Raw genomic sequence first — 11,446 nt, forward strand, 5'->3', positions numbered from 1 at the left:
TGAGCGGTGTTTGGCAAACAGATATCACTTATATTCAGTTGACTAATCACAGATGGGTCTATTTAGCGACCGTTTTGGATCCTGAGAAGAGAAAAGTATTGGGCTATAAAATTGGCGATACAATGACAGCCGAGCTAGCCACAAGTGCCTTACAGATGGCGTTAGATAAGCATCGAAAGCCACTCATTATTCATTCAGATATGGGGTCACAATACACGAGTGCTGAGTTTAATATTAAATGCCAAAATTATGGCTTGAAACATTCATATTCACTCAAAGGCCATCCGTACGATAATGGCCGTATGGAAGCGCTTCATTCAATATAGAAGCGTGAAGAGGTGTATCTGAAGGCATACCAAACATTAACTGAAGTCCAAGCAGCCATTGGTTGGTATATCAATTTTTATAATCGAAATCGTATCTCAAATGTTGCCTAAGTAACTGAATAAAAATAGTCCAATTTATTGACTTCTGAGCAATTAGATTGTGGCATAAGTTTGATTTTGACCTCGTTTTTCTGTGAACTGTGTTAGCCTCCATTATAGCATGTGGGAAGACACAGGATAACTGAGGAGGATTGTTTGAAAGTCGCCTAACAGTCAGGTTATAATGATTCTAAATTAGTAATCGGGGGTGGGCATATGAATTCATTGATTAGTTTAGAAAAAGTTAATTATCAAATCGCTGATCAACATATTTTACATGATGTTGATTGGCAGATTCCAGCTGGGGCTCATATTACATTGACGGGACCATCCGGTGGTGGGAAAAGTACGTTATTACGGATCATTGCGGCCATGATTTCTAAAACAAGTGGGACCTTGATTTTTGATGGGCAGCCGATTGAAAGTTATGACCCAATCATGTATCGGCGGCAAGTCTCATATTGTTTCCAACAACCGACGTTATTTGGTGAGACGGTGGCAGATAACTTAGCTTTCCCGTACCAAATTCGTAAGCAAGTCATGGATACGCAACGAGTGGTAACGGCGTTAAATAATGTTGGGCTGTCCGAACGAACCCTGCATCAGCCGATTATCGAGCTTTCCGGTGGTGAACGGCAGCGGGTCGCGCTGATTCGCAACATCTTATTCTTACCAAAAGTGTTGTTATTAGATGAGGTGACAGCTGGTTTGGATGAAAATAATAAGCAAATCGTGCACGCCTGGTTACGACAGTTAAATGAGCAGGATCACGTGACAACGATCATGATTACTCATGACGCGACAGAGATTGCTGCGGCAGATCAATTAGCGAAAGTGGTTGCTGGCAGATTGGAGGTACACGCATGAATTTAGCAGTTAATAATACGTCGCTATTTTTGGCGGCAATGTTAGTGCTCGTCGCGTTAGGAATTAGTTTGTGGCAGAAACTTGGCTTGGATAGGGACATCGTCATTGGTGTCGTGCGGGCTGTTGTACAACTATTTATCGTGGGTTACTTGCTAAAGTATATTTTCCGAGTCAACAATTTGTGGCTAACGCTGGCGATGATGGGCTTCATTATCTTCAATGCGGCTTGGAATGCGAAAAAACGGGGGCCGGGGATTGACCATGCATTAGCCATTTCGTTATTAGCCATTTTTGTTAGTACGGGGGTAACACTCGGCGTCCTCGTGCTATCTGGTGCGATTAAGTTTGTGCCATCGCAAATGATTCCCATTTCTGGTATGATTGCGTCGAATTCAATGGTCGCAATTGGGCTGGCTTATCGCAGCCTCAATAGTCAGTTTCATGACCAGCGGCAAGGTGTGCTTGAACGGTTGGCGTTAGGGGCTGGTCTACTTGATGCTTCGATTGCCATCGTGCGTGAGGCGATTCGTACGGGGATGTCACCAACCATTGATTCGGCAAAGACTGTGGGTCTAGTCAGTCTGCCAGGGATGATGTCCGGTTTGATCTTTGCAGGGGTCGATCCAGTACGGGCCATTAAGTATCAAATTATGGTCACGTTCATGCTCTTATCAGCGACTAGTTTGGGGTCAATCATTGCGTGCTATTTAGCTTACCGTAATTTCTATAATGAACAAAAACAGTTGAAGTAATGACTCCTGATTGCAGTCCCGCGGGGAGTCCTTTATGATGGAAGCTGAAATAAAACTTAATGCGGGGGTATTGATGTGAATGACGCAGCGGTTTGGGTTCCAGTTCCAGCAATGTTTTACTGGGGCTGGTTAGTACCACTCATATTTGGAACCATTTTTGGTTGGCGTTATCATCGCGATAAGGTTCGCCTAGGTAACGGTATTTGGTTTTCGCTATTTTTCTATTCGTTTTTAACCATGCTGGCGATTACAATTTTAGGTAGCAATATCCACTGGTTGATCATTATCAGTGGGACGTTGTTTGTGTTGCTGATCCTGTTGATTGGGCTGATTTTTACCTTACAAGCTTTCTTGCTCTTATGGAATGCGTGGATCATGTGGCGTCATGAGAGTCATACGTTGGCGAATATGCTGACCTTGTACTTGGGACTGGCCATTCTGATTTTGCCATTTTTAGGCAATCTGTTGAGTAGTCATGTGCCGCAGCCCGTGAGTTATTTTGGGTCTAGAATTTTTGGTGTTGGAAAGTATTTCCATTCCAAAAGTACTAGGCCCAAGCATATCCGCCATTATACCCCGATTGAATAAATTCAAAGCTGTATTTAGATTCCTTCAATCTGATTGCAGAGTTATCAGTTGAATGATTGTCAACAACTATAATTGATTTATCATCAACACCGATGGCCATTAACCTACGAATACATCCGATTGTTTCCTCAAAGTTATTATAATTCAATAAAACTATAGATAAATTATCAATCACCATATTAGTCCTCCACCATAGTTAAATAGTCCGCAATACATAGCTAAAACATAATAATTTTACAATCTACCATAAGATGGGTTGATCACGATTTAAAAACATCTGGATACTGTGTCCGCAACGCTTGTGCTGTTAATTCGCCCGCCATCTGGGAGCCAGCTAAATCTAAATGCACCCCGTCCGTGGTACTGAGTTGCCAAGTAGCCGTTTCAATGAGTTGCAATTGCATAAATTCGGCCACGACCGCGCGAATAATCGCTGCAAAATTCTGATTAAACGGGATCATTACAGCAAGCCGGCTATTCGGGTAAAGCGTCTGCACCTGATTAAGGAAGCGGCGCAAAACTACCGTGAACGTCGTATCATCCGTATGCCGATCATTAGTACCAACATTAATCACAACTAAATCCGTGGGTACTGGTTGCCACGTCGTTTTACTATCCACGGCTGTTAAAACCTCCGGCAGTACCGGTACGCCACCAGTTCCTGGTTTACTGAGACCAACGGCACTATAAGCAATGCGGACATTCCGTGCATTCAACAAGTCACTCGCAACCGCCGCATAGTTGGCTTCCGCGCGATAATCTTCGGCAGGGTACTTACCCATGACCCAGCAGCCGGCCGTCAGTGAATCCCCAATCCACGTCACACTGTGTCGGCCTAACCGAACTGGCTGTAACTCACCATCTGTCGTCAGGACTTTCACTGCAAAACCTTGATTGCCATCCCACACACGGTCCTCATCAGTATTACCACTCAAAACTACCCGTACCACGTGAGGCCGACCATCCAGTGTCAACCATAGGGGGTCATTCGTCACCGCCTGCCGTTGAAAAGGTAAGCCATCAATCTGAATCGCCACCCAACTCGGTAGCTCATACGCCAACGGCAAGAATGTCAACCGCACAAAACTAGCATCAGTGACTTGAAAATCGATTTCAGCACCCAAATTAGTGCTATACATCACGTCTCGATCCGCAATTTGCTTGACCGCCCAACGCCCCTGAAAGTATGCCGGCATCAAGGGTTGATTGGCCTGCGTTATTTGATAATCCACGTTTTTCCCTCCTATACCTCTTGTTTACTCAAACTCGATCATCCTATTTATTCTTCCGTTAACTTGTCATGAAACATGGTTAAAACGTGTTATTTAGTTGGCTTACTGTTCGTCAGCCGATGTGCGTCCTATGCCGACTTCCTGGGCTGGGTGCCAATTGCTGGAACGTAAGCCGACGTCGATTTGAGCTAACGCAGGCTTCAGTGGCACCGAGCACGTTTCGGTAAGCCGCTCGAATGGCTGATAAACAACCACCGAACTTAGCGCAATTTATCGTTGACTATTTTGATACTGGAACTTTAAACAAAGTGTTAGGTGCATTAGCACTTTGTCGGGAGATTAAATCTTACTACGCTGATTCAGAATTAGTGAGTTATCTCAATATCAATTTCAGTCTGACAGTCGATTGACAAAATTACCGGTTATGAAAAGCAACGACAAAACCATCAAAAGTTAGGTACATCTTCGTCCGCCATTCGAACACTGACCCGACTGGAAGGCGTTTCGGCCAATGCTCAGCGGTGAAATTCCACTTAGCAAGCGTCCTTGGCTTGGTTAGTGGAAGAACAGTATTTAAGACGTGGTCTTCGGCTTAAATCTGTGTCCACCGCGTTCCAGCAATTGGCAGAAATGCCTGGAAGTCGGTGTAGGACGCGCCAACTAAGCAATTTTACGCTAACTCGGACTTTTTCCAGCGGGCCTAAGCTGGCTGCTTTTGGATTTAAAAAATAGCACGTTTTAATCATAATCACTGTCAGCAATAATCAGCCCATCCGAAATTAATACTGTTATTTTGCAAAACTTGACGCCTATCAAGTTGCCATCAAGCTGAACTCACTATACTAGGGTCATCAAATCAAATAAGGAGTTGCAAATTATGAAATTCCAATTATTTCTCACTAAACATACGAATCAAATTACATTAGTTACGGGGATTCTGATTGTCCTTGGGATGCTCAGTAAATATCTCTTACAATTTACGCTCGGTTACCAAGTCATTTTAGCAGTTGCTTCAATTATTGCCGTCATTCCGATTGCGGTTCGTGCTTGGAGCGCACTTCGGAACAAAGTTTTCAGTATTGAACTGTTAGTTAGTATCGCAGTGATTGGGGCATTCATTATTGGTGAATTCAACGAATCCGCAATCGTTACTTTCCTCTTCTTGTTTGGCTCCTATCTCGAAAGCAAGACCTTGCAGAAGACGCGGACCGCAATCAAAGGCTTGACTGACATGTCACCAACTACCGCAACTTTAGTTACTGATGATGGCACCGAAGAAGTCGACGTTGATGATGTGGACGAAGGTGACGTTGTCCTAGTTAAAACTGGGAGTCAGGTTCCCGTTGACGGGATTGTTGTTGAAGGTAACGGCTACCTTAACGAAGCCTCAATTACGGGTGAAGCACGCCAAATCAACAAGCAACTCAAGGACTCGGTTTACTCCGGAACAATGGTTGAAAATGGCTATCTGAAGATCAAAGCGACTCAGGTTGGCGACGACACGACTTTTGCCAAAATTATTGAATTGGTCGAAGAAGCTCAAGATACCAAGTCCAAAGCTGAAAAGTTCATCGACCGCTTTGCTCAATATTATACGCCTGCCGTCCTCGTTTTAGCAGTCTTAGTCTTCGCCTTCTCCCGTGACTTCCGCTTAGCAATCACGGTACTGGTTCTCGGTTGCCCAGGTGCCCTAGTTATCGGCGCCCCAGTGTCAAACGTTGCCGGAATCGGGAATGGTGCCAAGCGTGGTATCCTGATCAAGGGTGGTGAAGTCGTCGATACTTTTGCCAAAGTCGATACCCTGGTCTTCGATAAGACCGGTACTTTAACGGAAGGTAACACTGCCGTTACAACCATGCACACTTACACAAACAATGCGGATAATCAACTAGCTCTCGCTGCCGCTATTGAGGGCGTTTCCGACCATCCGTTAGGCCAAGCAATCGTCAGTTATGCCGACCAGCAGTCAGTGGGGGTCGCTCCCGTCCTAGATGACACTGGAACCGTTAAGGGTCAAGGAATCTGTGCACAAGTCGGTAAGCAAGAAGTTGTCATTGGTAATCAAAAAATGTTGACGGCTCATAATATCAAACTAAATCCTACTCAACTCAAAGATCTCAATGATTTACAAGCTGGTGGTCAATCAACCGTTATCATGGCAGTCGACGGACAAGTTCAACTCATCTTCGGGATTGCCGATACGATTCGTCCAGGCGTGAAGGACTCCCTCGCCGCATTAAAAGCCCAAGGAATCAAGAAACTCGTTATGTTAACTGGAGACAATGAACTCACCGCTCAAGCCGTTGCCAACGAATTGAACCTAGATGAAGTTCACGCCAACCTCTTGCCAGAAGAAAAAGTCGAATACGTTAAGAAACTAAAAGCAGCCGGTAACACGGTCGCCTTTATTGGGGATGGCATCAACGACAGTCCTTCAATCGCTAACGCCGATATCGGAATCGCAATGGGTAGTGGGACTGACGTTGCCATCGATACATCCGATGTCGTCTTGATGCAATCAAGCTTCCCCGCATTAGTACACGCCCGCGGTCTCGCCAAGAAAACTGTCTCGAACACTCGTGAAAACATCTTCATCGCCATTGCCACCGTGGCCTTCCTACTGATTGGGCTAATCTTCGGTTATATCTACATGGCCAGTGGGATGTTTGTCCATGAAGCTAGTATCTTAGTCGTTATCTTCAACGCTATGCGGTTAATCAATTTCCAAACCAAGTTCGACAAACAACAACCAACTAAAACCATTCAAGCAGCCACAGCTTAATCAAGTCTCCCCAACTTGGTTACAGGCCTAGCAACCAATAACGGTCCGCCGACTAGTCTTCTCCAGCTAGTCGGCGGACCGTTTTAGCATATTGCAATCAAAAATGATAGACCAATAATAATTTCATAAATACGCTCGGTTAATTAATTGCGATTACAAACCAAAAAAGATCTTATAAATCCAAATTCCAATAACGGCACCAACAATTGGGGCAACCACGGGAACCCAACTATATTCCCAGTGAGAACTACCCTTGTTCGGTACTGGTAATAACGCGTGTACTAGCCGTGGTCCCAAGTCACGGGCCGGATTTAGGGCCGGACCGGTTGGACCGCCTAACGAAATAACCATGGCAGCAATCAAAAGTCCAACGCCAATATTGGCGATATCGATATTTTGATGAAAAAACATTCCGCGATATAATCCCATGGCACCAAAAATCAGGACTGCGGTTCCTACCATTTCCGTAACAAAACCGTTTAACTGACTGTTCGCATGATCACTAGTTGCAAACGTCCCTAAGACCGCCTCATTATCAGTCGTTTGCCGATAATGGGGCCAGTACAGTGCCAAAATCAAGCATTGGCCTGCGATTGCTCCTAGAAATTGCCAGATTAAGTAAGGCGCAACGTGCGCCCAGGGAAAGATTCCAATCACGGCTTGCCCAATCGTAATCGCGGGGTTTAAATGGTTACCAGAAATCGAGCCAAACATCATGGCTGGGAGCATGACCCCCAGTCCATATCCCGATGCAACCAGGAGCCATCCTCCATTGGCGAGTCCTGGATCATCGTTACCAGTCGTGTTCTTCAGGAATGCGTTAGCGACAGCACCATTACCTAGTAGTACTAGGATCAGCGTGCCAAAAAATTCAGCGGCGTAGCGTGCTTCCTATGAACCTGTCATCTGTAAATCCTCCTCGTATGGTACCGAGCATCTATGATAATTTGAAGATACCAGATAAAACTATTTATGTAAACGTTTTATTTTGCTTAAATAAGCGGTTTCTAATAATTCAACATAATTCTACCAAATACCCTGGGTTGTATAATTATGAAGCGCTAGTATAACACGCTCGCGTCAACATGAGATCTTCAACGTTAATGCTCGCGATCACAACTAGTGGATTCTCAGGAGCCGCTAGCTTCCACAACGAATCGTTATTATCTAATCACCCAATACATCAGTCCTTTTTAAATCCCTCCACGGCCAGAAGCAGAACACTTGCTCGTATATACCTATGGGGGTATATTATTTAGTGACAAATACTTACTAAAGGAGTCAGCTAAAATGATTAAAGAAATACATGATCAAGATTTTGCCAAAGAAACAGATACTGGTATCGCCGTTATTGATTTTCGCGCGGACTGGTGCCCACCATGTCGCATGATGGACCCAATTCTTAAGCCCCTTTCTGAAGACCCCGCTTACAAGGACCAGGTCAACTTCGTTTCATTGAACATTGACCATGACCAAGCTACGGCCAGTCAATTCCAAGTTCAAGGAATTCCAACCTTCCTGATTAAGAAAGATGGCCAAGTCGTCAGTCACATGGTCGGAGCACGTCCTAAGCCTGATTTTGAAGCCGAACTCAAAAAAGCACTTGCCTAATTACGAAGGGGGCATCATGAATCATGGCAACTACTGAAGAATATGTCACTAACAAGCAGATCCAGACCCGGCTGAAACGCTCGGCTGGTCAACTGGACGGCGTTTTACGTATGATGGACGAAAATCGTCCTTGCGAAGATGTCTTAGTTCAACTTTCAGCAGTGAAATCAAGTATCGACAAGGCCATGAAACTCGTCATCGCCCGTAATATTAATAATTGTGTAGATGCGATGACCACGGCTGATGTTCAGAATCTTGAGCACTCCTTGCATCTACTGCTAAAAACCAAATAACGCCAAAAAAGACGGTGTCGCCAATCTCAGTTGGTTATACCGTCTTTTTAGTGCCAGTTGACTCAGTTAAGCACCGTATCCGTCAGGCAACTTATCGAGTCAATCTTTCCAATCGCCCTTTTTCCAGTCATCATGGTTCCAATCATCTTTTTTCCAGTCATCGTCGTCATCACTGTGGGACTGCTCGGCATCCTTGGGCGCTCGTTTTGCTCGCTTCAACAGTACCGCCGTTGAAACCACCGTTACGAACCCAGTCGCAATAATAAAGACAAATGTCCACATCACAATGTCGCTAATCGCCATCTCGGGGCCCTCCCATATAATTTAATTGTCGTTAGTATAGCGCAGGCCCGTTGTAATAGCAAAAACGCCCTGGATAGTTTGCCCACACAATCGCTATCCAGAGCGTTTAATTCTTCAGCGACAACGACCTAATCGTCGTCATCCTCATCTTCTTCCTCCAAACCAGTTCGAGCATCGTTACCAAGATAAGCTTGTAATTCCCGAATATTGCGATTGTTACTGCCACGATAAGCAACTAACCAAGCCGCCAGTGCCGGCCGGGTTTCTTTTTCAGCAAGCTTGATAGCCCGGTCAACGAATAGGTTTTCCGTATCAAAATCCTTGATTGTTGCGGCCACGAGTTCATCAGCAGATTGATACTTGAAAGCCCCATTTTCTTCCAACATGGAATACTTGGTTAATTCAGCCGTTGTGGAAGATGGCTTCTGGTTTTCATCTAGGAGTAATTCGCCTAATTCAGCAAACTGACGGACATTCTGATCTAACAAACGTTGATATGCTGTCCGCAATGCCAATGATTGTGGTCCTTTAACGTACCACTTCACTTGGGTCAACTTAACGTAAGCAACCATTAAGTTAGATAAAATGTGATTCGTCATTGCGCCCGCTGTTGGGACATGGTGATCAATGTCACTCTGTTTTAATTCCGCTGCGTATTGTTCGTCGATCGTTAGTTCACTCATCGTTTATTCCTCCTACTTAACCTTGACGTTTTCAACTTCGTAACCAAGTCCGGTAACAACTTGTGCCAAATCATCGGCATTCGTCACTTCAGGATCAAAGTTAGCCTTTACCTTGCTGGCATTGAATAGCACCTTAACATTCTCAACGCCGTCATGGTTAGCAACGGCCTTTTCGATCTTGGTCATGCATGATGGGCAAGTCAACGTTCCTAATTGCATAATAATTTTCATAATCAATTACCTCCGTGTCGTTCATTTGATGGTTCTATCATAACCGGATTTGATTGATCAGAACTTGACGGCCGTCAAGAAATTCAAAAAAGTTTTACGCTACAATATAGTTATTAAAACAGTAGGAAATTTAAAACGTCAAACCCTATCTACCAAGCAAAATCTGTTATAGTTAGGGTGAATTTATTCAGGAGGTGGGCCTTATGGCAGAACATGAATGTGTGCAGTTAGTCCCAATTTTTAGCGAACTCGGTAGTGAACAATTAGACACCATCGAATCGATCGTTCGTCACCACCACTATCCAGCCGGCAGCACTTTATTTGGTGCTGACGATCCACTGGATTCACTGATGATTGTTGCCAATGGGCAGGTTAAAGTCTATCAGCTAGCTGCCAATGGTCGCGAGCAGTTACTATACCTATTACAAACTGGTGATATCGATGGCGAAGCTGCCTTATTTGAAAATCAACGGCGAACCTCATTCGGTGAAGCCTTAGTACCGACGGATGTTTGCAGTATTCGCCGTTCAGACTTTCAAGACTTGATGCAAAAATATCCCAGTATCAGCATCAACGTCTTAAACGTCTTTGGCAAACGTCTCAGTCAACTGGAACGTCAAACAACCAGCACGGCCACTGAATCCGTCGAAGCCCGTTTAGCGAACTATATCACTGAAACAGCGGCAGCGCTCAAAACCGACACGTTTAAACTACCATTAAAGAAAAAGGACCTGGCGACGTTCCTCGGCACCACCCCTGAAAGCATCAGCCGTAAGCTCGCCTTATTCGAGCGTCAAGGCCTAATTACGCAAAAGCCTGGCAAGGTCATCGAAATTAACGATGCCGACCAGCTATTATGGTAGATTGCAAATTTAATCCGAATTTTTGGACAAATTTGGTGCCGAAAAGATTTTTGTTGAAAAAAATCGGGCGCCACAATTGAGCAACGTCTAGTTTTTCAAGAAGCATTAAATTTTGTTCGAGAAGAAGATACGTTCATGGTAGAAGCAATTGATCGTTTGGGAAGAAATTATGATGAGGTTATTCAGACTGTAAATTATCTAAAGCAAAAAAATGTAAAAAGGGGACAAAAATAAAGAAGGTTCGTAAACATAAATGAAGTCTTAAGTTATGAAACTAATTGCGTAGGAAAAGGTTATTATTAGTTATAAATATTAAAGGGATCGTGTTTCTCTATTTGATTACCTGCTACCTTAATTTGGTAAGAAAAAGTCAATAAAAAAAACTTATTTATAGTATTTTAAGTACACCTACTAATTGGAAGACAAAGAGAAAAAATTGTGAGTCAGAAAACCGTTTTTAGATATGAACAGCATTTTCCTTCACACCTTAGCGATTTTAAATAATAGCCTTGAAAGTGATTATGGAAAAGCCCTCTACGCTCAATGCAAAATTGACGTAGAAACTATTTTTGATCGATTGAAAGGTGCATTTGGTATGTGAAGAACCCATGTCAGAGGCAAGAACGTTGCACCTACTGACATTGGAATGATGCTTATGAGCATGAACCTAACCAAATTATCCCTTGAGGCTAGAAGAAAAGCGGAAGCTTTTCAACACAAATCAGTCAAAAATAAAAAAACGCGACGAAGCAATCACATTAAAGTGCTCCATAATTGTTAGACAAGAAATCTAACAGTTATGGAGCACTTTTTCTA

The 11,446-nt window shown here is 43.9% G+C and carries 15 protein-coding genes and 2 pseudogenes; 11 read left to right on the forward strand and 6 right to left on the reverse strand.

Annotation, left to right across the window (positions count from 1 at the left end):
* The 5 genes from FD20_RS11260 to FD20_RS11275 form a co-directional block, all read left to right on the forward strand.
* On the forward strand, nucleotides 1–326 hold a 326-nt coding region (locus FD20_RS11260; protein WP_157060922.1), incomplete at its 5' end, for a DDE-type integrase/transposase/recombinase.
* 12 nt (nucleotides 327–338) lie between these two features.
* On the forward strand, nucleotides 339–437 hold the full coding sequence (locus tag FD20_RS14120) for an IS3 family transposase (RefSeq protein ID WP_053109541.1): 99 nt from the start codon (nucleotides 339–341) through the stop codon (nucleotides 435–437).
* A gap of 204 nt (nucleotides 438–641) precedes the next feature.
* A complete protein-coding gene (locus tag FD20_RS11265) occupies nucleotides 642–1,292 on the forward strand; it encodes an ABC transporter ATP-binding protein (protein WP_010383508.1) in 651 nt (216 codons plus the stop codon).
* A complete protein-coding gene (locus FD20_RS11270; RefSeq protein ID WP_003572050.1) occupies nucleotides 1,289–2,044 on the forward strand; it encodes an ABC transporter permease in 756 nt (251 codons plus the stop codon). Before FD20_RS11265 ends, FD20_RS11270 begins: the two co-directional genes overlap by 4 nt.
* Before the next feature lie 75 nt (nucleotides 2,045–2,119).
* Nucleotides 2,120–2,632 carry a hypothetical protein gene (locus FD20_RS11275; protein ID WP_235807777.1) on the forward strand — a complete coding sequence of 171 codons (513 nt, stop codon included), beginning with the start codon at nucleotides 2,120–2,122 and terminating at the stop codon, nucleotides 2,630–2,632.
* On the opposite strand, the gene FD20_RS11280 is transcribed toward FD20_RS11275, so the two are convergent.
* Entirely contained in the window at nucleotides 2,592–2,810 is a 219-nt protein-coding gene (locus FD20_RS11280; protein WP_057738631.1) for a glycosyltransferase family 2 protein, read from the reverse strand. The two genes, FD20_RS11275 and FD20_RS11280, sit on opposite strands and share 41 nt — an antisense overlap.
* 82 nt (nucleotides 2,811–2,892) lie before the next feature.
* Complete coding sequence (locus tag FD20_RS11285) at nucleotides 2,893–3,864, reverse strand: SGNH/GDSL hydrolase family protein (RefSeq protein WP_057738633.1); 972 nt, start codon at nucleotides 3,862–3,864, stop codon at nucleotides 2,893–2,895.
* Nucleotides 3,865–4,100: 236 nt separating this feature from the next.
* On the opposite strand from FD20_RS11285, the gene FD20_RS13675 reads away from it, so the two are divergent.
* The gene (locus FD20_RS13675; protein WP_134813758.1) at nucleotides 4,101–4,274 is read left to right on the forward strand and encodes a hypothetical protein; all 174 of its coding nucleotides are present in this window, start codon (nucleotides 4,101–4,103) and stop codon (nucleotides 4,272–4,274) included.
* 467 nt (nucleotides 4,275–4,741) lie between these two features.
* Nucleotides 4,742–6,646 carry a heavy metal translocating P-type ATPase gene (locus FD20_RS11290; RefSeq protein ID WP_057738635.1) on the forward strand — a complete coding sequence of 635 codons (1,905 nt, stop codon included), beginning with the start codon at nucleotides 4,742–4,744 and terminating at the stop codon, nucleotides 6,644–6,646.
* A 153-nt stretch (nucleotides 6,647–6,799) separates the two neighbouring features.
* Here FD20_RS11290 and FD20_RS11295 read toward each other — a convergent pair.
* Nucleotides 6,800–7,552: pseudogene (locus FD20_RS11295) on the reverse strand (MIP/aquaporin family protein).
* A 384-nt stretch (nucleotides 7,553–7,936) separates the two neighbouring features.
* On the opposite strand from FD20_RS11295, the gene FD20_RS11300 reads away from it, so the two are divergent.
* On the forward strand, nucleotides 7,937–8,257 hold the full coding sequence (locus tag FD20_RS11300; RefSeq protein WP_057738637.1) for a thioredoxin family protein: 321 nt from the start codon (nucleotides 7,937–7,939) through the stop codon (nucleotides 8,255–8,257).
* Nucleotides 8,258–8,280: 23 nt separating this feature from the next.
* Nucleotides 8,281–8,550 (forward strand): metal-sensitive transcriptional regulator, encoded by a 270-nt coding sequence (locus FD20_RS11305; protein ID WP_057738639.1) that lies wholly within the window; start codon nucleotides 8,281–8,283, stop codon nucleotides 8,548–8,550.
* Between the two features lie 99 nt (nucleotides 8,551–8,649).
* Here FD20_RS11305 and FD20_RS11310 read toward each other — a convergent pair whose 3' ends face one another.
* From FD20_RS11310 to FD20_RS11320, 3 genes are all read right to left on the reverse strand, one after another.
* Nucleotides 8,650–8,853: a hypothetical protein gene (locus FD20_RS11310; protein WP_003643025.1), complete on the reverse strand. Its 204-nt coding sequence runs from the start codon at nucleotides 8,851–8,853 to the stop codon at nucleotides 8,650–8,652.
* Between the two features lie 128 nt (nucleotides 8,854–8,981).
* A complete protein-coding gene (locus FD20_RS11315; RefSeq protein WP_057738641.1) occupies nucleotides 8,982–9,536 on the reverse strand; it encodes a Dps family protein in 555 nt (184 codons plus the stop codon).
* Nucleotides 9,537–9,548: 12 nt separating this feature from the next.
* Nucleotides 9,549–9,770, reverse strand: a complete 222-nt coding sequence (locus FD20_RS11320; RefSeq protein WP_024272221.1) for a heavy-metal-associated domain-containing protein — start codon at nucleotides 9,768–9,770, stop codon at nucleotides 9,549–9,551.
* A 200-nt stretch (nucleotides 9,771–9,970) separates the two neighbouring features.
* Here FD20_RS11320 and FD20_RS11325 point away from each other — a divergent pair, with 200 nt between their 5' ends.
* Both FD20_RS11325 and FD20_RS13050 read left to right on the forward strand, forming a co-directional pair.
* A complete protein-coding gene (locus FD20_RS11325) occupies nucleotides 9,971–10,630 on the forward strand; it encodes a Crp/Fnr family transcriptional regulator (RefSeq protein ID WP_057738643.1) in 660 nt (219 codons plus the stop codon).
* A gap of 22 nt (nucleotides 10,631–10,652) precedes the next feature.
* Nucleotides 10,653–10,849: pseudogene (locus FD20_RS13050) on the forward strand (recombinase family protein); the annotation flags it as partial.
* Between the last annotated feature and the right edge of the window lie 597 nt (nucleotides 10,850–11,446).

It is taken from the genome of Liquorilactobacillus uvarum DSM 19971 (assembly GCF_001434935.1).
In the GTDB taxonomy this organism is placed as follows: Bacteria; Bacillota; Bacilli; order Lactobacillales; family Lactobacillaceae; genus Liquorilactobacillus; species Liquorilactobacillus uvarum.

Excerpts from the sequence above, each read along its gene's own strand:
- FD20_RS11325 (WP_057738643.1), top strand. The coding sequence starts at position 9,971 with ATGGCAGAACATGAATGTGTGCAGTTAGTCCCAATTTTTAGCGAACTC.
- FD20_RS11290 (WP_057738635.1), top strand. The coding sequence starts at position 4,742 with ATGAAATTCCAATTATTTCTCACTAAACATACGAATCAAATTACATTA.
- FD20_RS11280 (WP_057738631.1), bottom strand. The coding sequence starts at position 2,810 with ATGGTGATTGATAATTTATCTATAGTTTTATTGAATTATAATAACTTT.
- FD20_RS11305 (WP_057738639.1), top strand. The coding sequence starts at position 8,281 with ATGGCAACTACTGAAGAATATGTCACTAACAAGCAGATCCAGACCCGG.
- FD20_RS11270 (WP_003572050.1), top strand. The coding sequence starts at position 1,289 with ATGAATTTAGCAGTTAATAATACGTCGCTATTTTTGGCGGCAATGTTA.
- FD20_RS13675 (WP_134813758.1), top strand. The coding sequence starts at position 4,101 with ATGGCTGATAAACAACCACCGAACTTAGCGCAATTTATCGTTGACTAT.
- FD20_RS11265 (WP_010383508.1), top strand. The coding sequence starts at position 642 with ATGAATTCATTGATTAGTTTAGAAAAAGTTAATTATCAAATCGCTGAT.
- FD20_RS11300 (WP_057738637.1), top strand. The coding sequence starts at position 7,937 with ATGATTAAAGAAATACATGATCAAGATTTTGCCAAAGAAACAGATACT.
- FD20_RS11315 (WP_057738641.1), bottom strand. The coding sequence starts at position 9,536 with ATGAGTGAACTAACGATCGACGAACAATACGCAGCGGAATTAAAACAG.
- FD20_RS11310 (WP_003643025.1), bottom strand. The coding sequence starts at position 8,853 with ATGGCGATTAGCGACATTGTGATGTGGACATTTGTCTTTATTATTGCG.